The organism is Streptomyces torulosus (assembly GCF_001419765.1).
Classification (GTDB): domain Bacteria; phylum Actinomycetota; class Actinomycetes; order Streptomycetales; family Streptomycetaceae; genus Streptomyces; species Streptomyces torulosus.
The window spans coordinates 1-21203 of record NZ_LIRK01000066.1 but is presented as its reverse complement, the minus strand read 5'-3'; the positions used below and the strand labels follow the sequence as shown (position 1 = coordinate 21203).

The window sequence follows — 21203 nt, the reverse complement described above, 5'->3', positions numbered from 1 at the left end:
CACCCAGCCGTACGACACCTGCCTGCCTCGCGGCGCACGCGTGCCGCACGCCACTCCGCGCCGGTCGTCAACCACCACGGCGGGCAAGGTCTTCGGGACGTGCCCGACGTCGGCGGTGGACATCTTCGGGGGAGCCCATGCCCGTGAACACCCCATGAGGCGGACGCCCGGCGCGGAGTGGCGTGCGGCACGCGTGCGCCGCGAGGCAGGCAGGTGTCGTACGGCTGGGTGCGGTCGTCCTGGCCGACCGTGTCGTACGGAATGACACGGCCGGTCGAGGCGTGCCGGCGTACGGCTCGGCGGCGTCGTCGTACGGCGTGGGAACGGGCACGGCGGGATCACGTGCTGGTCTTCCACGTGCTCTTCGGTCACATGCTCTTTGATCACATGCTGTTCGGTCACGCGCGCCGTCGGCGCGGGTGTCTGCGCACAGGCCTCAGCTGCCGTGTCCGGTGACGTTCTGTCGGCCCGCGGCTGCGTCCCCCTCACCGGTGGACGCCCGTGCTGGTCGCCAACTCCCCCATCCTGCCAGTATGCAACCGGACGGCCACGCGGCCCAGACCGCGCACGCGCTACACCGCCACGAGCGGTGCGCCCTCTCGCCATTTGAGGATCTTGTCGAAGCTCACGACGGCGCCGCCGCGGCCGGGTTTGTTGCCGATGTGGACGTGGTCGGCGAGTTCGCGGATCAGGCAGAGACCGCGGCCGTTCTCGTCGTCGGCGTGGGCCTGGCGGGGCGGCTGGCGGTGCGGGAAGCCGGGGCCCGAGTCGGCGACCTCGATACGGCACTTCTCGCCGTCGAGGTACGCGGTGACCCGGTACGCCTCGGACGTGCTGCCCGACGGGACGGCGCCACCGTGCTCCACGGCGTTGGCGCAGGCTTCGCTGAGGGCGACGGAGAGGTCGTACGAGACGTCCGGGTCGACGCCCGCCGTCTCCATCGTGCCGAGCAGCAGCCGCCGGGCGAGCGGCACGCTCGCAGCATCACGCCGCAAATGGAGTGACCACCAGATGCTCATGCTCCAGCCTCCCGGCCGCGGCTCGACATACCGTTACGTATTGCCACCGAGACGGGCGCGCAATCGCCCGGAACCGGTCCCGCCGCCCATACGGCGGATGCGGCCTCGTCACATTCGGTGTATGCGGACGAAACCCTTCCGAATCCCCCACCACTTCCACACCTCGGGACCCAGGAATTCGGCCCGCGGGGGCTGGGATGCCGGGATGCCGTGTCGCCGGGATGCCGTGATGCGGAGCTGGCCAGGTGCAGGGTCGCGGGAATGCAGGGGGGAGGGGGGCAGGAACATGAGGAACGGGGCGAAATGCGCGGCAAGGGCATTTGTGTCACTTGGTGCGCGACGACCCCGGGCCGGGGGCTCATACCCTCCCTCCGGTGCCGTACCGCCGTATGAACACCGGTCCCTCCCGCCCCGTACCTCAGCGTGGGAACCCGGCGCTCCCCCGACCGGACCTCGATGGGATGATGACCCCGCCATGAAAGCCCGCACACGCACCGGAGGTGATCTCCGGGTTCTACGGGCCGCGGTGTTCGCCGCGGTCTGCGTCGTGCTGGCCGGCGCGGGCCACGCGCTCGCCTCGTGCGCGGCCATTCCGCTGTGGAGCCTCGGTGTCGGATTCGTCGGTGTCTTCGCCGTCGCCGCCGCCCTGGCCGGCAGGGAACGCTCACTGCCGGGGATCGCGGCCCTGCTCGCCGTGGGCCAGACCGTGCTGCACACCCTCTTCGGGCTCGGCCAGCACGGCGCGGGGACCACGTCGAAGGCCACCGCCGCCATGGACGCGGCCCTCGTCGAGCGCGCCGCACGATTCGTCTGCGGGGCCACCGCGGCGGCCATGAGCCCCGCCGAGGCCCGACGGATCCTCGTCGACGCGGGGCTGGGCGGTACGTACGCCACGCACCACCCCGCGGACGCCATGACGACCGCGCCGGACTCCTCGGCGGCCGTCCTGCCCTCACTGCCCATGCTGCTCGGCCACGTCCTCGCGGCCGTCGCCGCCGGGTGGTTGCTCCGCCACGGCGACCTCGCGCTGCTGCGCCTCGCCCGGCTGTCGGCCCACGAGCCGCTCGTACGGTCGCTGCGGGGGGCGCTCGCGCTGGCGCGGGCCCTGCGGTCCGGGCTCCCGTGCGCGCCGGACGCCGTATCGCGCGCCCCCCGCCCCACGTACGCGACGCCGCCGGCCCCGTGTACGACCGCGCTCCAGCACACGGTGATCCGACGCGGCCCTCCGACCGCCGCGCTCACCCTCGCCGCCTGACACGACGACGGCCCAGTCGCACTCACACTCCACGTACTGCCTGCACACGGCTCGGCAGCGCGGGGCTTCACCGCCTCGCGTCGCCTCGCCGCGCATCGCACGGGGGGGGGAGTCGGGGACGTCGGCGTGCGGCGCACGCGCGCGTGCGGTCGCGGTTGTGGGTGCAGGCGTGGGTGTGGGTGCGGTGCGAGCGTGGCTCGATCCGAGCTCCTCTCGCCTCCCCTCAACTGGTCATGACACGCGTTCCCCTTCCGTCCTTCCCTCTACTCACTCACCGTGGAGTGTCACCAGTCATGAAGGCTTCTCGTATCGCCGCCGTCGGCGCCCTTGCCGGTTCCGCCGTCCTCGTCCTGTCCGGTCCCGCGTTCGCGCACGTCAGCGTCGCGGCGGAGGGCATGGCGGCGAAGGGCGGGTACGCGACCGTCAACTTCAAGGTCCCGAACGAGCGCGACAACGCCTCCACCACCAAGGTCGAGGTGAACTTCCCGACCGACCACCCGCTCGCCTCGGCCCAGCCGGAGGCCGTCCCGGGCTGGAAGATCAAGGTCACCCGCGCCAAGCTCGACAAGCCGATCGAACTGCACGGCGAGCAGATCGACGAGGCCGTGTCCAAGGTCACCTGGACCGCCACCGGCAAGGGCATCGAGCCGGGCTACTTCCAGAAGTTCCCGCTCTCCCTGGGCCAGCTCCCCGAGGACACCGACGAACTGGTCTTCAAGGCGCTGCAGACGTACTCCAACAAGGAGGTCGTCCGCTGGATCGAGGTCCCGCAGAAGGGGCAGGAGGAGCCCGAGCACCCGGCGCCGGTGCTCGCGCTGTCCGCCGCGTCCGGCGACCACCACGGCTCGTCCACCGCCGCCTCGGACGAGTCGGAGGACGCGAAGGACGCCGAGGCCGCCTCGAAGGAGACCGCCGCCGAGCCCGCCGACAGCAGTGACACCACGGCCCGCGTGCTCGCCATCGTCGGCATCGTCGTCGGCGCCGCGGGCGTGGCGTACGGCGTCCTCGCCGGCCGTCGGCGCACCGAGGCCTGAGGCCCGGACTCCCGACTCCCTTCCCCTCCCCCTCCCCGGCGCGCACGCGGTCGTCGTACGGCGTGTGTGTCCGCCGTCGCGGCGCACGCCCGGTGCGCGCCGGGGCTCGAACCACCTGGGACATTTCCATATGCACACGAACACGAAGATGACGAAGAACACGAAGAGCACGAGGAAGACGTACGCGGTGGGTGCCCTGCTCGTCGCGGCCGTCCTCGGACTCTCCGCCTGCGGCAGCGAGGACGCGTCCACGACGGCCGTCGCCGAGGTCTCCGAGACCGGGCCGACCAAGGCGTCCACGGTTCTCGACCGGCCGTTCGTCAAGCCGGACCTGGTGCTCACCGACACCGAGGGCAAGTCGTACGACCTCCGCGAGGAGACCAAGGGCAAGCCGACGCTGATCTACTTCGGCTACACCAACTGCCCCGACGTGTGCCCGCTGACCATGAACAACATCGCGGTCGCGAAGAAGGAGGTCTCGAAGAAGCTGCCGAAGTCGGAGCTGGCGAACCTCCGGATCGTCTTCGTCACCACCGACCCGGAGCGGGACACCCCCGCCGAGCTCGGCAAGTGGCTCAAGGGCATCGACCCCGAGATCGTCGGCCTGACCGGCGACTTCGACAAGATCCAGGCCGGCGCGCTCAAGCTCGGCATCTCCATCGCCCCGCCGACCAAGGACAAGAACGGCAAGACCGTCTCGGAGCACGGCACCCAGGTCATCGCGTTCTCACCGAAGACCGACGCCGGCTATGTGCTGTACGACAAGAGCGCGACCGTGCAGGACTACGAGAAGGACCTGCCGAAGCTGCTCAAGGGCGCGAAGCCGTGAGGGTGCGTGCGGCGGGAGTCGCTGTGCTCCTGGCCGGTGGAATCGTGGCCGGTGGGCTCGCGTTGACCGGGTGCGGCTCGCCGGGCTCCTCCGTCTCCTCCGCGGCCGAGCTGTCCGTGAAGGCGGCGTACATGCCGCAGCCGGTCACCGACTCCATGGCGGCCGGATACCTCGTCATCGAGAACAAGGGCGGCGCGGCGGACGAGCTCACCTCCGTGACCAGCGACCTCGCTCAGGACGTCACCGTCCACGAGACGGCCGGGCAGGCGATGAAGCAGGTCTCGGCGCTGAAGGTCCCCGCCGGTGGTGAACTCGTCCTCCGGAGCGGCGGAAACCACCTGATGTTCGAGAACCTGAAGCGCAAGCCTAAGGAAGGCGAGACGGTGTCCCTGCGGTTGAACTTCACCAAGTCCAAGGCCATCACGGTCGAGATGCCCGTGAAGTCGGCGACGTACCAGCCGACGACCGGTCACTGAGGGAGGGAACCCCGTTGAGGCCCTTGAACGGGTTGCGGCCGTCGCGCCGGCCGAGACCGTCCAGTGAGGTACGGCGGTCCAGGGCGGCGAGGCGGTCGGAGGGCGTGCGGCGGTCCAGCGCGGCCTGGCGGTCGCGGGGCGTGCGGCAGTCCGGTGTCGCGAGGCGGTCGGCCGGTGGTGCTTCGCCGTCGTCGAACCGGCTGAGGACGTTGCTTCTGCTGCTGCTCGCCACGGTCGCGGCGGTGCTCGCCGGTGCCGTGCCGGTCTCCGCGCACGCCGCGCTCACCGGCAGCGACCCGCAGCAGGGGTCGGTGGTCCAGGAGGCGCCGTCCCAGATCTCGCTCACCTTCTCCGAGAAGGTCGCGACGTCCGACGGCTCGGTGCGCGTGTACGACCCCAAGGGCAAGCAGGTCGACACCGGTGACGTCGCCGACCTGGGCGGCAACAGCTACGGGGTGAAGCTGCGCCCCGGACAGCCCGACGGCACCTTCACCGTCACCTACCAGGTGGTCTCGGCGGACAGCCACCCCGTCTCCGGCGCCTTCACCTTCTCCGTGGGGGCACCCTCGAAGACGACGGTCCCCGTGCCGGGCCAGGAGGCCGGTGGCGGGGTGGTCGGCGGGCTCTACGGGTTCGCCCGCTATCTGTCGTACGCCGGTTTCATCCTGCTGGTCGGCGGCGCCGCGTTCGTCCTGGCCTGCTGGCAGCGCGGCGCCGGGGTACGACCCGTGCAGCGGCTCGTGGTCTCCGGGTGGCTCACGCTCGCTGTGGCCACCCTCGCCATGCTGCTCCTGCGCGGCTCGTACACCGGCTCCGGCAAGCTCGGCGACGTCTTCGACCTGGACCTGCTCAGCGATGTCCTCCAGACGAAGACGGGCGCCGCCCTCATCTCCCGTCTGCTGCTGCTCGCCGCGGCGGCCCTCTTCATCGCGGTCCTCTTCGGCGCGTACGCCCGGCGGGACGAGGAGGAGGACGACGACGAGGGCGTCGAGGAGAGCGAGGGAGAAGAAGGGGGCGAGGAAGGTGTCGAAGAGGGTGCCCGGGAGGCGGACGGCACGGAAACAGGCGGTACGGAGACGGACCGCACGGAGGGGGCGGGTGCCGACGACGACGGCGAGCCCTCCGACGCCGACGACGACGGCTCCTACCAGCGCGACCTCACCTTCGGCCTGGCCATCGGTGGTGGCGTCGTCGCCGCCGGGCTCGCCGCGAGCTGGGCGATGGCCGAGCACGCCTCGACCGGTCTCCAGGCGGGCCTTGCGATGCCACTCGACATCCTGCACCTGCTGGCGGTCGCCGCCTGGCTGGGCGGTCTGGCGACCCTGCTCGTCGCGCTGTTCCGGGCGCCCGCCGACGCGCAGATCGAGACCGCGGCCGTACGCCGGTTCTCGCGGGTCGCGTTCGGCAGCGTACTGGTGCTGACGGCCACCGGGATCTACCAGTCCTGGCGGCAGGTCGGCACCTGGTCCGCGCTGACCGGCACGTCGTACGGGCAGTTGCTGCTCGTGAAGATCGGCCTGGTCGCCGTGCTGGTCGGCATCGCGTGGATCTCCCGCCGGTGGACCACCCAGCTGGTGGAGACACCGGCGGCGACGGAGGAGGACCGGGAGAAGGCCACGGGCGATGGCGCCGACGATGGCGCAGGCGCGGGTGCCGCTGACGATGGCGCGGGTGCCGCCGACGATGGCGCGGGCGCAAGCGCGGGCGCCGTCGCCGATGACGGTCGCGACGACCCCGAGCGGACCGCCCAGCTCGCCCGGCAGCGGGTCGCGATGGCCACCGCGCGCGAGAAGCGACTGCGGGACGCCGATCCGGGTCGGCGGGGCCTGCGCCGGTCGGTGCTCGCGGAGGCGGGAGTCGCCGTCGTCCTCCTCGCCGTCACCACGGCCCTGACCTCCACCGAGCCCGGCCGCACCGTGGAGGAGGCCAAGGCGGCCAACGCGGCCGTCGCGCCGGACACCCAGTCGGGGGCGCTGGCGCTCGACATGTCGTTCGACACCGGGGGCACAAAGGGCAAGGGTGTCGTCCGGCTGGAGATCGACCCGGCGCGCGTCGGCGCCAACGAGATGCACGTCTACGTCCAGGGCCCCGACGGCAAGGCCCATGACATCCCCGAGGTGAAGGTCGCCTTCACCCTGGAGGCCAAGGACATCGGCCCCCTGCCCGTAGTGCCCGACCACATCGCCACCGGGCACTGGACGGCCGACGGTGTGCAGATCCCCATGGCGGGCGACTGGAACATCGAGGTCACCGTGCGCACGTCCGACATCGACCAGGTGACCGTGAGCAAGAACGCGAAGATCGGCTGAACCGCACCATGACCGACCAGTCCACCACCGTCCCGTCCGACGCCCCGTCCGAAGGCGTCCCCGCCAAGGGCACCTCCGCCAAGGGCGGGCCCTCCAAGGTTTCCGAGGGCGCCCTTTCCGAGGGAGCGATCTCGCGACGCCGTCTGCTCGGTACCGCCGGTGCCACCGGTCTCGCCCTGGGCGCGGCCGGGGGAGCCGTCGGATACGCGGCCGGGTCCTCGTTCGCGTCCGACGCGTCGTCCTCGTCCACCTCCGGGGACGAGATCGCCCCGCTCTCCTCCCTCGGGGCGGGAGAGGTGATGTTTCACGGGAAACATCAGCCGGGGATCACGACGCCGCTCCAGGCCCGCGGCCACCTCGTCGCGTTCGACCTGGCCGCCGGGGCGGGTCGCAAGGAGGCCACCGCGCTGCTGCGCCGCTGGTCGGAGACGGCCCGGCGGCTGATGGCGGGCGAGGCCGCGGCCCAGGACGACACGGGGGTGGCGCGCGACGCCGGGCCCTCCTCGTTGACGGTCACCTTCGGCTTCGGGCACAGCTTCTTCGCCCGGACGGGGCTGGAGAAGCAGCGCCCCGACTCGCTGGACCCGTTGCCGGACTTCTCCTCCGACCAGCTGGACAAGGCGCGCAGCAACGGCGATCTATGGGTGCAGATCGGAGCCGACGACGCCCTCGTCGCCTTCCACGCCCTGCGCACGATCCAGAAGGACGCGGGCGGCGCGGCTCGGGTGCGCTGGCAGATGAACGGCTTCAACCGTTCGCCGGGGGCCACGGCGCATCCCATGACGGCCCGCAATCTGATGGGGCAGATCGACGGCACGCGCAATCCCAAGCCGACCGAGCCCGACTTCGATGAGCGGATCTTCGTACCCGCGTCAGGGGCGTCCGGCGAGCCGGCGTGGATGGCGAACGGTTCGTACGCCGTCGTACGCCGTATCCGCATGCTCCTCGACGACTGGGAACAGCTGTCGCTGAAGGAGCAGGAGAACGTCATCGGGCGCCGGAAGTCGGACGGCGCCCCCCTGAGCGGGGGAGCGAAGGCGACGGAGACGACGGAGATGGACCTGGAGAAGACCGACTCCCGGGGCGATCTGCTCGTCCCGATCAACGCGCACGCCCGGATCAGCCGCCCCGACCAGAACGGTGGCGCGGCCATGCTGCGCCGGCCGTTCTCCTTCCACGACGGCTTCGACGCGAAGGGCGTCCCCGACGCGGGTCTCCTCTTCGTCTGCTGGCAGGCCGACCCGCTCCGCGGCTTCGTCACCGTCCAGCGCAAACTCGACCGCGGCGACGCCCTCTCCAAGTTCATCCGCCACGAGTCCAGCGGCCTCTTCGCGGTGCCGGGCGGCGCGGCGAAGGGCGAGTACGTGGGCCAGCGGCTGCTGGAGGGGTAGCGGGTGCGGCGCCGGGGTGCGGGGCTGAGGTGCTGCCGAGGTCCGGTGCGGGGCCCGCGTGGGGGCGCTGCGGGTCGGCGTCGCCCGCGGGGGTGGTGTGGACGATAGTCGTGCGCCGTCCCCGTGTAGGCCCATTAGGGTGAGGTCATGCCAGCCAGCTACGTGTACCTCGGCCCCGAGGGCACCTTCACCGAGGTCGCCCTGCGCACGCTGCCGGAGTCCGCGACCCGCGAGCTCGTCCCGATGGTGTCCGTCCCCGCCGCCCTCGACGCCGTCCGTACCGGCGAGGCCGAGGCCGCCTTCGTCCCGATCGAGAACTCCGTCGAGGGCGGTATCACCACCACCCTCGACGAGCTGGTCGCCGGCGCCCCGCTGATGATCTACCGCGAGGTGCTCCTCTCGATCACCTTCGCGCTGCTGGTCCGCCCGGGCACGAAGCTCTCCGAGATCAAGACGGTCACCGCGCACCCGGCCGCCCAGCCGCAGGTCCGCAACTGGATGAAGGCCAACCTGCCCCCCGACGTCGTCTGGGAGTCCGCCGCCTCGAACGCCGACGGCGCCCGGCTCGTCCAGGAGGGCCGCTACGACGCCGCCTTCGCCGGCGAGTTCGCGGCCTCGCGGTACGGCCTGGAGGCCCTGGAGACGGAGATCCACGACGCGGAGAACGCGCAGACCCGGTTCGTCCTGGTCGGCCGCCCCGCCCGGCCCGCCGCCCCGACCGGCGCCGACAAGACCTCCGTCGTCATCTGGCAGCGTGACGACCACCCCGGTGGTCTGCGCGATCTGCTCGGCGAGTTCGCCGTCCGCGGCGTCAACCTCATGCTGCTCCAGTCCCGCCCGACCGGTGAGGGCATCGGCAACTACTGCTTCGCCATCGACGCCGAGGGCCATATCTCCGACCGCCGGGTGGCCGAGGCGCTGATGGGCCTCAAGCGGGTCTGCCTCCAGGTGCGCTTCCTCGGCTCGTACCCGCGTGCGGACGCCGCCGTGGCGGAGATGCGGCCCACGCTGCCGGGGACCTCGGACGCCGAGTTCGTGACCGCCGCCGACTGGGTGGCGCGCTGCCAGGACGGTCGGTTCTAGGCCACACGGCCGGTCCTACCTGCCTATTTTCTTTGTCCACAGAAGTTATCCACAGGCAGGCTTCTCGATCTGGGGATAAGTCGACAGCGCAGTGCCATGCAGTCGACAAATCCCCTTACAAAGCCTTGCTCTGTCCACACCCTCGTAGATCACCCTTCGTCCACGCGTTTCCCCGAGTCAATCCTTTAGAGCGACCCAATCCCACATGAATCCACTCGAACGTGGGCGTGAGGGTGGTTTGAACCGGGCATCCTGGAGCCGAGACTCGCCTTTCGAAACGATCTTCCCGACAGTCCACAGATCTTTCGCACAGCCTGTGGATAACTTTTCTGCACTGTGGATCCTGTGGACGATCGGGCCTCAAGTCCCGTACACCACAAGGGATTCGAGTCAACCGAAGGCCATCTTCCCGCCTCCTTTCAGGGAATCGACCCACAATTCGTTGACGCCCACCAACCTCATGAACCCGGTGGACATTTCACGCAAATCGCTACTGCGGCGGCGTACCGCAATTCCGAGTCGTGGGGCGGAAGCACTCCCCGGTAGCCTTGAGGGGTGATTGACCTTCGCCTGCTCCGTGAGGACCCCGACCGTGTGCGCGCGTCCCAGCGTGCCCGTGGAGAGGACGTCGCGCTCGTCGACGCTCTCCTGTCTGCCGACGAGCGGCGCAGGTCCTCCGGCGTCCGCTTCGACGAGCTCCGCGCCGAACAGAAGTCGCTCGGCAAGCTGATCCCCAAGGCCACCGCCGACGAGAAGGCCGAGCTGCTGAAGCGCGCGGAGCAGCTCAAGGCCGACGTCAAGGCCGCCGACGCCGAACGCGACACGGCCGACACCGAGACCCAGGAACTCCTCCTCCAGCTCGGCAACCTCGTCCACCCCGACGTCCCCGTCGGCGGCGAGGAGGACTTCGTCACGCTGGAGACGCACGGCGAGATCCGCGACTTCACGGCCGAGGGCTTCGAGCCCAAGGACCACCTGGAGCTGGGCACGCTCCTCGGCGCCATCGACACCGAGCGCGGCGCCAAGGTCTCGGGCTCGCGCTTCTACTTCCTGACGGGCGTCGGCGCCCTCCTGGAGCTCGCCCTCGTCAACGCGGCGATGGCACAGGCCACTGCGGGCGGCTTCACCCCGATGCTGACCCCGGCGCTGGTCCGCCCGCAGTCGATGGCCGGCACCGGCTTCCTCGGCCAGGCCGCGCAGGACGTCTACCACCTGGACAAGGACGACCTCTACCTGGTCGGCACCTCCGAGGTGGCGCTCGCCGCGTACCACATGGACGAGATCATCGACGCCGACCGCCTCCCGCTGCGCTACGCCGGCTTCTCGCCGTGCTTCCGCCGCGAGGCCGGTTCGCACGGCAAGGACACCCGCGGCATCTTCCGCGTCCACCAGTTCGACAAGGTGGAGATGTTCTCGTACGTCACCCCGGAGGACTCCCAGGCCGAGCACCAGCGCCTGCTGGAGTGGGAGAAGCAGTGGCTGACGTCGCTGGAACTGCCGTTCCGCGTCATCGACGTCGCCTCCGCCGACCTCGGTTCCTCGGCCTCGCGCAAGTTCGACTGCGAGGCGTGGATCCCCACCCAGGGCAAGTACCGCGAGCTGACCTCGACGTCGGACTGCACCGAGTTCCAGTCCCGCCGGCTGTCGATCCGCGTCCGTGACGGCAAGCAGGTCCGCCCGCTGGCCACGCTCAACGGCACGCTCTGCGCCGTCCCGCGCACGATCGTCGCGATCCTGGAGAACCACCAGCAGGCCGACGGCTCCGTCCGTGTCCCCGAGGTCCTGCGCCCGTACCTGGGCGGCCGCGAGGTCCTGGAGCCGGTCACCAAGTGAGCGACGCGGCTGCCACCGGGGAAGCGCCCGCAGGGGCTGTCTCCGCGCCCTCGGGCTTCCCTTACAAGCTGATCGCGACCGACCTCGACGGAACGCTCCTGCGCTCCGACGACTCGGTCTCGGAGCGCACCCGTGAGGCGCTCGCCGCGGCCACCGCGGCGGGCGCCGCCCACATCGTCGTCACCGGCCGGGCCGTCCCCTCGACCCGCCACATCCTCGACGACCTCGGCTACCGCGGCCTGGCCGTATGCGGCCAGGGCGCCCAGGTGTACGACGCCGGGGAGCACCGCCTCCTCACGGCGGTCACCCTGGACCGGAAGCTCGCCGCGGTGGCCCTCGCCAAGATCGAGGCGGAGGTCGGCCCGCTGTACCTGGCCGCCAGCCGCGCGGGCCTGGACGGCGAGCTGCTGGAGGGCCCGGGCTACGCCTTCCGCAGCTCCCTGCCCACGGTCCCGTTCACGGAGGTGTCCGACCTCTGGTCGGCGCCGCTCAACAAGATCTACCTACAGCACCCCACCTTGACCACCGACGAACTCACCGAAGCCGCCCAGCGGGCGGCCGGCGGCTTCGTCACGGTGGCCATGGCCGGCGAGGGCATCGTCGAACTCCTCCCCCTCGGCCTCACCAAGGCCACCGGGCTCTCCCTCGCCGCGCGCCGCCTCGGGGCCAAGGCCGCCGACACGATCGCCTTCGGCGACATGCCGAATGACATCCCCCTGCTCACCTGGGCCGCCCACGGCGTCGCCATGGCCAACGCCCACCCCACGCTCAAGACCATCGCCGACGAGGTGACCTCCTCCAACGAGGCCGACGGCATCGCCGAGGTCCTGGAACGCCTCCTGCCCACCTGAGCCTGCTCACGACGCGAGGACCGGCCGCCGTCGAGTCACGCCGACCTCGGGGTCGAGGACTTCGAGGTGGTCGGGCTTCGGGCCGGTGAGTCTGAGGTCTACGGGTCGGGGGCGATGGCCCGGGGTCGGCGGGGCCGGGGTCTGCGGGTTGCCGAGCGATGGCCGAGGGCGGGCGGATCTGAGGTCTGTGGGACCGAGGTCAGTAGGTCTGGGTCTGGGGCTGAGGCTCGGTCTGGGGCTCGGTGGGGCTGAGGCTTCGGAGGCGATAGCCAGGGTCTGGGGCCTGTGGGTCCGGAGCCTGCCGGTTGCGGAGCGATGGCCTGGGGTCGACGGATCCGCTGTCTGTGGGTTGGGGATCGACGGCCCTTGGGGCGGTCGTGAGCGGGCGTCGTCCCGGCTGAGCCGTCGCTTGGGGTCGGCCTCCTCGCCGGACAGCGCGGTCTGGATCAGCTGGTGGGCGCGGCCCCGGCGCGGGTCGGTGGCTCGGCACCGACACCGAGGGCCCTCACACGCGCCCCCAACCCCAGCACTCGGCCAAGTCACAGCGACAGCGACCCGGCGGAGGATGCACGATTCGAACGTGCGCGGGCAGAACCCGACCACGGCTTAGCAAGCCGGTGCCTTACCACTCGGCCAATCCTCCGGGTGGGCGGCCCACGCGAAGCGATTCGCGTGCTCGAAGCGGCCGCCCCGGGCAGTTCCCTTGCGGCGCGAACTCGACGGAGGGGTAACTACTCCGGACTCCGCCGCGGACTGCCCTGTCGGGAACTCGACGTACTGCGCCTGATGAACAGCATCGCCGGGCTCCTCTCCCAGAAGGTGGGGCCGCCTCGATCCGGCGGCCTGAACACCAACCACTCTGCCTGGCGCCCGAGTTGTCCGCCACCGAATATCGACCGCGCCCGTCCCGTCGTGGAGAACGGTCAGCGGCGACGCCACTTGCGCCGGCGCGCCTTGCTGAAGAACCACCCGGCAGGCGGTTCGTCCGACCGCCACGGCTGGGGATCGGGCGCCTGCTCCCGCCAACGCGCCGCGAGCATCCGAGCCCTCGCCGACGGCTCGGCGGTCTCCGCGGACCGTATGAAGTCCTCATCCAGAACGAGGTCGTCCCAGCCCGCCGACTCGTCGCGGCTGGGGACCCCGGCCCCTGACGCCGCCTCGGAACCGCCCCCGGACGCCATGTCCTGCCCCTCGCCCCCGTCGGGTGTGACCTCAGCTGCCATCCCCGTGCCCTCCCGCCTCCTGGCCGCCCTTCCTGGCCGTCTCCTACCGCTTCGCATCCCTTGCTCAGTGTGCCTGGACGTGTGTGAAGCCTCCGTCAAGCCCACGGGGAGGCCCGCCGAGGCGGCTGCGTGCCCGAAAGGGCGTCCACGGCCGCCTCCCCGGAGGGTTGCGTCACTCCTCGCCGGCCAGCTTCAGCGTCCGCAGCTTCTGTCCCGCGTACCAGGTGGCCCCGGCCGTGACGACCGTCAGCAGGATCACCGCCGTGGACAGTCCGACTTCGGAGGTCACGAGGTCTCCGTCGGTGACCTTCTGGGCCACGGCGAGGGACCACTGCTGGACGCTGAGCGTGCGCGCTCCCTGCACCAGCGACCCGAACAGGGCCTCCCAGACGAGCGCGTAGACCAGCCCGAAGACGACCGCGTGCCGGGTCACCGTGCCCAGGAGCAGGAACATCGCCGCGTACGCGATGGAGGCGACCAGCGCCGCCACCGTGTAGGCGACCGCGATCTGCTGCCCGTTGCCATTCAGGATCAGGCCCGCGACGAACGTCGGTATCGCCGAGAAGGCCATGGTCACGGCGATCGCCACGATCAGCTTCGTGAAGATGATCGTCGACCTCTTCACCGGCTTCGCCAGCAGGTACACCACCGAACCGTCGTCGATCTCAGGCCCGATCGCGCCCGTCCCCGCGATGACACCGATGATCGGCACCATGGTGGCGAGGGCGAACCCACCGAGCAGGTCGGCCGCGACCTGGTCGTCGGCTCCGCTCAGACCGCGTACGGCCGCGGAGATCACGAGCAGCAGCACCGGCAGCGCGGCGAGAATGAGAGCCCGACGGCGGCCGAGCAGGGCCCGGTAGGTGAGCCGGGCGACTGTGGGGTCGTACATCTTTGGCCTCCTACGCCGCGACCAGATACGAGAACACGGACTCGAGGGACTCGTCCGACGGCGAGACCGTGAGCAGACGGATGCCCTGGTCCCGGGCGACCCTCGGCAACAGAGCGGTGAACCGCCCGAAGTCGACGGCCTGGATGCGCAGCGCGCCCTCGGTCAGGTCCACTTCGATGCCGGCGGTCGACGGGTCGGCGATCAGCGCGGCGGCCAGTGCCCGGTCGTCACTGGAACGCACCAGATAGACGTGCGGCCGGTCCGTCATCAGACGCCGGATGCGCCGGAAGTCGCCGCTCGCCGCGTGCCGCCCGGCGACTATCACCTCGATGTGGGAGGCCAACTGCTCCACCTCTTCGAGGATGTGTGAGGAGAACAGCACCGATCGGCCCTCGTCGCCCATGCGCCGCAGCAGATCCATGAGCTGCATGCGCTGGCGCGGGTCCATACCGTTGAACGGCTCGTCGAGCAGCAGCAGGGACGGGTCGTGGACCAGGGCGGACGCCATCTTCACGCGCTGCCGCATGCCCTTGGAGTACGTCGAGATCTTGCGGTCCTGCGCGTACTCCATCTCCACCGTGGCGAGTGCCCGTTGGGCCGCCGTCGCCCCCAGGCCCTGCAACTCGGCGTTGGCGACGACGAACTCGCGGCCCGTGAGGAAGTCGTACATCGCCTCCCGCTCGGGGACGATGCCGATGTCCTTGTAGATCTTCTCGTTGCGCCAGACCGGCCGGCCGTCGAGAGTGACCGTGCCCGTGGAGGGGGCGAGGAAGCCGCCCATCATATTGATGAGGGTGGACTTCCCGGCGCCGTTCGGGCCGAGGAGGCCGGTGACGCCGGGGCCGATGGTCATCGTGATGTCGTTGACCGCCACCACGTTGCCGAACCAGCGTGAGACGTGGTCGATGTTGAGCGTGGTCACAGCCCGGCCTTTCGGTAGCGGCGCATCAGCAGACCGTAGGAGCCCGCGATGAGACCCAGGACGACGAGGAGGTAGACGACCCCCTGTCCGCCGGACGGCCCGTGCCCGCCGGGGAAGGCGGAGGTGGCGCCCAGGAAGGCGGTCTGCACGCCGTCTATCAGCGTGATCGGCGAGAAGAGGCCGAGCCAGGGGATCACGCCACTGCTGGACTGCGCGTCGGCGATCGCCTGGACGACGGACACGGCTCCGTAGGAGATGGTGAAGACCGCGATGACGGCAGCGATGCCGAACCCTCGGCGAGGCGTGACCGCGGAGATCACCAGACCGATGCCGGCGAAGAGGAGTGACAGCAGCGCCACGGACACCAGTCCTTGTGCGAAGCCCTTGGTCTGGTCGGTGAAGTCCAGCTTGGCCAGCAGGGCTCCCACGTAGAGCACGACGAGGGGGACGGCGGTGATGATGAAGAGCGCCGAGGTCAGCGCGGCGTACTTGGAGCGCACGTAGTCCGAGGTCTCGATCGGGCGCGAGAAGTACAGCGGCACCGTCTTGAAGCGCAGATCGAGGGAGACCGACTGGGGCGCCTGGGAGGCGACGTACAGCCCGATGACGGCCTGCATGATGATCGCGTAGTCGGTGTACTTGATGGGCAGGTCGTTGGCCTTGGTAGCGACCGCGACCGCCACCATGATGGCCGCCGGCACGCACATCACTGCGAAGAGCATCATCGGCAGCACCTTGGACTTGGCCGAACGGCCGAGCCCGTACGCACCGCGCAGGGACTGCGAGTACAGCGAGCGGCGGGCGTAGGCGCGGCCCAGACGGGGTCCGTCGTAGCTGCGGTAGCCGATGTTGTGGATTCGGCTCTGTTCGCCGGTGCGTGTGGGCTGTGCACCGGCTCGGGCCGGGGCCTGGGCCCGGGTCTGCTCAACCGCCATGGCCGACCGCCTCCTTCCAGGCATCCTGCGTGCGCTCGGAAATCGCCTGCTCGTCGCTGTCCTGGAACACCTCGGCGATGTGGTGCCTGCGCTGCTCCATGCGGACCAGGCCGAGGCCCAGATCGGCGACGACGTCACGGATCAGGTCGTAGGTCTCCTCGCCCTGCGCGGTGAGCAGGAGGATGTGCCCGGCGCCGGGGAGGCCACTGCCGTCGGAGACGGTCACACCGCGCGCTTGGAGCGCCTCGCGCAGCGCGCGGGTGCCGTCGGGGTGCTCGTCGGTGTCCGTGACCTCGATCGCGAGGGTGGCCGTGCTCTGGGTGAAGTCCCGCGTGGAGCTGGATCGCAGGAGCTTGCCGCCGTCGATCACCACGACGTGGTCGCAGGTGCGCTCCAGCTCGCCCAGCAGGTGCGATGTGACCAGGACCGAGATGCCGAAGTCGGTGTGGATGCGGCGGATGAGGCCGAGCATCTCGTCCCGCCCGACCGGGTCGAGGCCGTTCGTCGGCTCGTCCAGGAAGACCAGTTGCGGGTCGTGCACCAGGGCCTGGGCCAGCTTCACGCGCTGCTTCATGCCGGTCGAGTAGCCGCCCATCGGGCGGTACCGCTCCTCGTAGAGGCCGACATGGCGCAGGGTGTCAGCGGTCCGTTCGCGCGCGGCGGTCGGGGGGAGCCCCGACATTCGGGCCATGTGCACGACGAACTCGGTCGCCGACACGTCGGGCGGCAGGCAGTCGTGCTCCGGCATGTATCCGACGCGCTCGCGGATGGCGCCGCCCTTGCTGGCGACGTCCAGTCCGAGCACCTCGGCACGGCCTTCCGTGGCGGGGGACAGACCCAGGAGGATCTTGATCAGCGTGGACTTGCCGGCGCCATTGGCACCGACGAGTCCCGTCACACCGGGTCCGATGTCCACGGAGAGCCGGTCAAGAGCGGTCACCCTCGGGAACCGCTTGCTCAGGCTTTCGGTCGCGATCACAGTCACGATTTCGACATTAGGGCCGGGGAGCCTTCGTGGTCGTCACCCCGCAGAGCTGTCTCGACGTCACCCTCGAGTCGTACGGGCCCGTAGGGGGCATCAGCCGTCAGTCCCCCTAGGGGTCACCCTGAGGTCGAACAACCGGCAGGCCAGGGCCGGCGGGAGTGGTCGCCGCGATGGGAGAACGACTGGCTCCTCGATTTGGTGCCCGCCGGTTCTTCCACAGCCTCGGACACCCCCTATTGACGCAGCCGCCAATCACTGTCACATTCATCGATGTCACATTGCGAACACGGACCGTAGCCGACGGAGACAGGTGGGGCGGTGACATGAGCTCGGTGACAGGGGAACGCGCGGCGGACCTGCGGGGGTTCCGTGAGGTGCAGACCCTCGCGTACGAGTGTGCGGAAGCGGTCGCGGCCCAGTTGAAGCCGGGCGTGACCGAGCGCGAGGCGGCACGGATGCAGCGTCGCTGGCTGCGGGAGCGTGGGGTGCGGGACTGGTTCCATCTGCCCTTCGCCTGGTTCGGTGACCGCACGGCGTTCGTGAACTTCCGCATACCGCTGCAGTTCTTCCCCACCGACCGCCGTCTCGAGCCGGGCATGCCGTTCATCCTCGACATGGCCCCCGTCCACAAGGGCTACACCGCGGACATCGGCTACTCGGGCTGCCTCGGCCCCAGTCCCCTGTACGACAAACTGATGGCGGACCTCGAAGCGCACCGGGAGCTGATCCTGCGCGAGGTACGCGAGCGGCGTTCACTGCGGGAGATATACGAGGACGTGGACCGGCTCATGGTCCGGCAGGGGTACGCCAACCGCCATCGCGCGTATCCCTTCGGTGTCATCGCGCACAAGGTCGACCGAGTCAAGGAACGTCGCTGGTCACCCCATGTCTTCGGGTTCGGCACACAGGCGCTGAAAGGCCTGGCGGCGGACGCGTTGCACGGGCACCGGGACGGCTGGTCGCCCTTGTGGTCCCCGTACCGGTTCTCGGACCATCCGCCGCAGCCGGGGCTGTGGGCGGTCGAGCCGCACCTCGGCTTCCGCGGCACCGGCGCCAAGTTCGAGGAGATCCTGGTCGTCACCGACTCCCGGGACCCGGAGGAGAGCGCCTTCTGGCTGGACGACGACCTGCCGCACGTACGGCGGTGGGCGGAGGAGAAGTGCCGATGAGCGAGGGGGAAGAGGTGAAGGCTTCGGTGGGGCCGGCGGTTGCGCGGGAGCGCCGGGTGCGCGCGGACGGGGTCGAGCTGTGCGTGGCCGAGCTGGGCGACCCACAGCAGCCGACGGTGCTGCTCGTGCACGGCTATCCCGACTCCAAGGAGGTCTGGTCCGAGGTGGCCGCGCACCTCGCCGAGCGCTTCCACGTGGTGTTGTACGACGTGCGCGGCCACGGCGGGTCGACGGCGCCGCGACCGTTGCGCGGCGGGTTCACCCTGGAGAAGCTGACGGACGACTTCCTCGCGGTCGTGGACGCGGTCAGCCCCGACCGGCCCGTTCATCTCGTGGGACACGACTGGGGCTCGGTGCAGGGCTGGGAGTTCGTGACGGTCGAGCGCACCGAGGGCCGCATCGCGTCCTTCACGTCGATGTCCGGACCCTCGCTCGACCATCTCGGCCACTGGATCAAGCGGCGCACGAAGTTCCCTACCCCGCGCCGGCTCGGCCAGCTTCTCAACCAGGGCGTCAGGTCCTGGTACATCTATGCGCTCCACACACCCGGACTGCCCGAGTTCGCCTGGCGCGGTCCGCTCGGCAAGCGGTGGCCCGGCATCGTCCAGCGGGCCGAAAAGCTGTCGCCGAGCGGGGGCTATCCGTCCAGGTCCCTGCCCGAGGACGCCGCGCACGGCGTGTGGCTGTACCGGGACAACGTACGGCCCCGCCTCGCCGAGCCGCGGGACGACGCGTACGCGCACGCGCCCGTGCAGCTCATCACTCCCCTCGGAGACGCGTTCCTGTCCGAGCGGCTCTACGACGAACTGGAGCAGTGGGCTCCGCGGCTGATCCGCCGCACTCTTCCCGCCAAGCACTGGATCCCGCGCACACGCCCTCACCAACTGGCCGCCTGGATCACCGAATTCGTCACGTCCACCGATGGCGGACGCCCAGCGCCCACAGCAGCCACCGGCAAGTACGCCGACCGGTTCGGCGGGCAGTTGGTGCTGGTCACCGGCGCCGCGGGCGGGATCGGCCGGGCCACGGCCTTCGCGTTCGCCGAAGCCGGTGCGCGCGTCATCGCCGTCGACCGGGACGCGGAGGGCGCGGCCCGCACCGCGGAACTGTCCCGGCTGATCGGCGCCCCCGAGGCCTGGGCCGAGACGGTCGACGTCTCCGACGAGCAGGCCATGGAGAAACTCTCCGAGAAGGTCGCCGCCGAGTACGGGGTGGTGGACGTGCTTGTGAACAACGCCGGGATCGGCCTCTCGGGCTCCTTCCTCGAGACCACCCCCGAGGACTGGCGGAAGGTTCTCGACGCCAATCTGTGGGGCGTGATTCACGGCTGCCGCCTCTTTGGCAGGCAGATGGCCGAGCGCGGGCAGGGCGGCCACATCGTCAACACCGCCTCGGCCGCGGCCTATCTGCCCTCACGGACGCTGCCCGCCTACAGCACCTCCAAGGCGGCCGTGCTCATGCTCAGCGAATGCCTCCGAGCGGAGCTGGCCGGTAAGGGCATCGGGGTCTCGGCGATCTGCCCCGGCATCGTCAACACCAACATCACCTCGACCGCCCGCTTCACCGGCGTCGACGCCGCGGAGGAGAAGCGCCGGCAGCGGAACGCTGCCCGGCTGTACGGTCTGCGGAACTACCCTCCGGAGAAGGTCGCGGACGCCATTCTGCGGGCGGTGGTGCGCAACCAGGCCGTTGTGCCGGTCACCCCGGAGGCCCGCGGCGGCCACCTCATGTCGCGCTTCACTCCCAGGGCGCTGCGCGCCTTCGCCCGACTGGAGCCCCGGCTGTGAGCCCGCGCGAAGACCACCCCGAGGACGGGGCGGAGCGGCACGCGATCGCACCACGAAGGGTCTCCTTCGACTGGGAGAGGACCCCGCTGCACTGGATCCCCGACGAGCCGACCGCCACCCACGTGATCAACGTGCTGCATCTGCTCCTGCCGGCGGGGGAGCGGTGGTTCGTGAAGGTCTTCAAGGAGGGCCTGCCGCTGGTCACGGACCGAGAACTCCTGAAGGACGTCAAGGGGTTCATGGGGCAGGAGGCCACGCACAGCGTGCAGCACGCGTATGTGCTGAACCATCTCGCGGCACAGCGGCTCGACACCGCAAACTTCACCAGGTATGTCGACTTCCTCTTCGAGAAGCTGCTCGGTGAGAGACCTCCCCTGGGGGCACCGATCCCGCCCCGGGAGTGGCTGCGCTTCCGGCTGTCGTTGATCGCGGCGATCGAGCAGTTCACGGCGGTGCTGGGTGACTGGGTCCTGGCCGCAGAGGGTCTCGACCGGGCCGGAGGCGACGAGGTCATGCTCGACCTGCTGCGCTGGCACGGCGCGGAGGAGGTCGAACACCGTGCGGTCGCCTTCGACATGTACCAGCACTGCGGCGGCCGGGGCCGGTCCCGCTACGCCCGCCGGGTCGCGGGCATGGCGGTCACGGCGCCGATGATGCTCTACATGTGGGTGTGGGGCACCGCCTATCTGATACGGCACGACCCGGAGCTCGCCGGACGCCTGCGCTACTCCCTCGCCGCGCACAACAGGGCCGTGCGCAAGGGGCTGCTGCCCACCTGGAAGGAGCTCGGCGCGGCCGTCCCCCGCTATCTGCGGCGTTCCTACCACCCCTCGCAGGAGGGTTCGTTGCGCAGGGCTGTCGAGTATCTGGCGCAGTCACCCGCGGCACGTACGGCAGCAGCGGCGATCGTACGAGCGGGGACGTAGCCGGCGTGATCGCCCGGGCGTGGGCGCAAGGAGAAGGAGGCGGGGAAGGTATGAGGACCATGAACGACGAACCGGCCGAGACGACCGGCGCGCCCCCGGCTGCCGCGCGCACGCCCGCCACCGCCACCCCCAGGGCCACCACGGGGAGCGCGGTGGTGGGGGCGCTCCCCGTGGTGGCCCTGGGGGTGGCGGTGGCGGGCGTGCGCGCGGCAGCCGGGGGCGCGCCGGTCGTCTCGGCCGGTTCGGCGTTCATGGTCCGCATACCTTCCCCGCCTCCTTCGCCT

19 protein-coding genes and 1 tRNA gene are annotated in these 21203 nt (G+C 70.5%); 13 read left to right on the top strand and 7 right to left on the bottom strand.

Features of this window, described 5'->3' with window-relative positions; translation table 11 throughout:
* Positions 1-572: 572 nt before the first annotated feature.
* A complete protein-coding gene (locus AOK23_RS06060) occupies positions 573-1019 on the bottom strand; it encodes an ATP-binding protein (RefSeq protein WP_055711708.1) in 447 nt (148 codons plus the stop codon).
* A gap of 475 nt (positions 1020-1494) precedes the next feature.
* Between AOK23_RS06060 and AOK23_RS06055 the strand changes: the two genes are divergently transcribed.
* The 9 genes from AOK23_RS06055 to AOK23_RS06015 all read left to right on the top strand — a co-directional run bounded on the left by AOK23_RS06055 (position 1495) and on the right by AOK23_RS06015 (position 12080).
* Complete coding sequence (locus tag AOK23_RS06055) at positions 1495-2274, top strand: hypothetical protein (RefSeq protein ID WP_206336130.1); 780 nt, start codon at positions 1495-1497, stop codon at positions 2272-2274.
* Between the two features lie 293 nt (positions 2275-2567).
* Positions 2568-3308 (top strand): YcnI family copper-binding membrane protein, encoded by a 741-nt coding sequence (locus tag AOK23_RS06050; protein ID WP_055711706.1) that lies wholly within the window; start codon positions 2568-2570, stop codon positions 3306-3308.
* A 148-nt stretch (positions 3309-3456) separates the two neighbouring features.
* Positions 3457-4137 (top strand): SCO family protein, encoded by a 681-nt coding sequence (locus tag AOK23_RS06045; protein WP_107102733.1) that lies wholly within the window; start codon positions 3457-3459, stop codon positions 4135-4137.
* On the top strand, positions 4134-4613 hold the full coding sequence (locus AOK23_RS06040) for a copper chaperone PCu(A)C (protein WP_055711704.1): 480 nt from the start codon (positions 4134-4136) through the stop codon (positions 4611-4613). Before AOK23_RS06045 ends, AOK23_RS06040 begins: the two co-directional genes overlap by 4 nt.
* Before the next feature lie 209 nt (positions 4614-4822).
* Positions 4823-6922, top strand: coding sequence for a copper resistance CopC/CopD family protein (locus AOK23_RS06035; protein ID WP_079049320.1), 2100 nt, complete (start codon positions 4823-4825; stop codon positions 6920-6922).
* 8 nt (positions 6923-6930) lie between these two features.
* The gene (efeB, locus tag AOK23_RS06030) at positions 6931-8313 is read left to right on the top strand and encodes an iron uptake transporter deferrochelatase/peroxidase subunit (protein ID WP_055711703.1); all 1383 of its coding nucleotides are present in this window, start codon (positions 6931-6933) and stop codon (positions 8311-8313) included.
* A gap of 147 nt (positions 8314-8460) precedes the next feature.
* On the top strand, positions 8461-9396 hold the full coding sequence (pheA, locus tag AOK23_RS06025) for a prephenate dehydratase (protein WP_055711702.1): 936 nt from the start codon (positions 8461-8463) through the stop codon (positions 9394-9396).
* 555 nt (positions 9397-9951) lie between these two features.
* Positions 9952-11229: a serine--tRNA ligase gene (gene serS / locus AOK23_RS06020; RefSeq protein ID WP_055711701.1), complete on the top strand. Its 1278-nt coding sequence runs from the start codon at positions 9952-9954 to the stop codon at positions 11227-11229.
* Complete coding sequence (locus tag AOK23_RS06015) at positions 11226-12080, top strand: HAD family hydrolase (RefSeq protein ID WP_055711700.1); 855 nt, start codon at positions 11226-11228, stop codon at positions 12078-12080. The genes serS and AOK23_RS06015 overlap by 4 nt, the downstream gene beginning before the upstream one ends.
* Positions 12081-12639: 559 nt before the next feature.
* Here AOK23_RS06015 and AOK23_RS06010 read toward each other — a convergent pair.
* The 6 genes from AOK23_RS06010 to AOK23_RS05985 all read right to left on the bottom strand — a co-directional run bounded on the left by AOK23_RS06010 (position 12640) and on the right by AOK23_RS05985 (position 17031).
* Positions 12640-12723 (bottom strand) — tRNA-Ser (locus AOK23_RS06010).
* Between the two features lie 280 nt (positions 12724-13003).
* A complete protein-coding gene (locus tag AOK23_RS49435) occupies positions 13004-13303 on the bottom strand; it encodes an SGM_3592 family protein (protein ID WP_240496273.1) in 300 nt (99 codons plus the stop codon).
* A gap of 172 nt (positions 13304-13475) precedes the next feature.
* Positions 13476-14195, bottom strand: a complete 720-nt coding sequence (locus tag AOK23_RS06000; RefSeq protein WP_055520940.1) for an ABC transporter permease subunit — start codon at positions 14193-14195, stop codon at positions 13476-13478.
* Positions 14196-14205: 10 nt separating this feature from the next.
* The gene (locus tag AOK23_RS05995; RefSeq protein ID WP_055711699.1) at positions 14206-15117 is read right to left on the bottom strand and encodes an ABC transporter ATP-binding protein; all 912 of its coding nucleotides are present in this window, start codon (positions 15115-15117) and stop codon (positions 14206-14208) included.
* Positions 15114-16052 carry an ABC transporter permease subunit gene (locus tag AOK23_RS05990; protein ID WP_055711698.1) on the bottom strand — a complete coding sequence of 313 codons (939 nt, stop codon included), beginning with the start codon at positions 16050-16052 and terminating at the stop codon, positions 15114-15116. Before AOK23_RS05990 ends, AOK23_RS05995 begins: the two co-directional genes overlap by 4 nt.
* Entirely contained in the window at positions 16042-17031 is a 990-nt protein-coding gene (locus AOK23_RS05985; RefSeq protein ID WP_055711697.1) for an ABC transporter ATP-binding protein, read from the bottom strand. The genes AOK23_RS05990 and AOK23_RS05985 overlap by 11 nt, the downstream gene beginning before the upstream one ends.
* A 329-nt stretch (positions 17032-17360) precedes the next feature.
* On the opposite strand from AOK23_RS05985, the gene AOK23_RS05980 reads away from it, so the two are divergent.
* The 4 genes from AOK23_RS05980 to AOK23_RS05965 form a co-directional block, all read left to right on the top strand.
* Entirely contained in the window at positions 17361-18206 is an 846-nt protein-coding gene (locus AOK23_RS05980; RefSeq protein ID WP_055711696.1) for a M24 family metallopeptidase, read from the top strand.
* Positions 18203-19993: an SDR family oxidoreductase gene (locus AOK23_RS05975; protein ID WP_055711695.1), complete on the top strand. Its 1791-nt coding sequence runs from the start codon at positions 18203-18205 to the stop codon at positions 19991-19993. Before AOK23_RS05980 ends, AOK23_RS05975 begins: the two co-directional genes overlap by 4 nt.
* Complete coding sequence (locus AOK23_RS05970) at positions 19990-20919, top strand: metal-dependent hydrolase (protein WP_055711694.1); 930 nt, start codon at positions 19990-19992, stop codon at positions 20917-20919. Before AOK23_RS05975 ends, AOK23_RS05970 begins: the two co-directional genes overlap by 4 nt.
* A gap of 59 nt (positions 20920-20978) precedes the next feature.
* The coding region (locus tag AOK23_RS05965; RefSeq protein ID WP_420823689.1) for a hypothetical protein at positions 20979-21203 on the top strand (225 nt) is incomplete at its 3' end.

Excerpts from the sequence above, each read along its gene's own strand:
- AOK23_RS06060 (WP_055711708.1), bottom strand. The coding sequence starts at position 1,019 with ATGAGCATCTGGTGGTCACTCCATTTGCGGCGTGATGCTGCGAGCGTG.
- AOK23_RS06055 (WP_206336130.1), top strand. The coding sequence starts at position 1,495 with ATGAAAGCCCGCACACGCACCGGAGGTGATCTCCGGGTTCTACGGGCC.
- AOK23_RS06050 (WP_055711706.1), top strand. The coding sequence starts at position 2,568 with ATGAAGGCTTCTCGTATCGCCGCCGTCGGCGCCCTTGCCGGTTCCGCC.
- AOK23_RS06045 (WP_107102733.1), top strand. The coding sequence starts at position 3,457 with ATGACGAAGAACACGAAGAGCACGAGGAAGACGTACGCGGTGGGTGCC.
- efeB (WP_055711703.1), top strand. The coding sequence starts at position 6,931 with ATGACCGACCAGTCCACCACCGTCCCGTCCGACGCCCCGTCCGAAGGC.
- pheA (WP_055711702.1), top strand. The coding sequence starts at position 8,461 with ATGCCAGCCAGCTACGTGTACCTCGGCCCCGAGGGCACCTTCACCGAG.
- AOK23_RS49435 (WP_240496273.1), bottom strand. The coding sequence starts at position 13,303 with ATGGCAGCTGAGGTCACACCCGACGGGGGCGAGGGGCAGGACATGGCG.
- AOK23_RS06000 (WP_055520940.1), bottom strand. The coding sequence starts at position 14,195 with ATGTACGACCCCACAGTCGCCCGGCTCACCTACCGGGCCCTGCTCGGC.
- AOK23_RS05990 (WP_055711698.1), bottom strand. The coding sequence starts at position 16,052 with ATGGCGGTTGAGCAGACCCGGGCCCAGGCCCCGGCCCGAGCCGGTGCA.
- AOK23_RS05980 (WP_055711696.1), top strand. The coding sequence starts at position 17,361 with ATGAGCTCGGTGACAGGGGAACGCGCGGCGGACCTGCGGGGGTTCCGT.
- AOK23_RS05975 (WP_055711695.1), top strand. The coding sequence starts at position 18,203 with ATGAGCGAGGGGGAAGAGGTGAAGGCTTCGGTGGGGCCGGCGGTTGCG.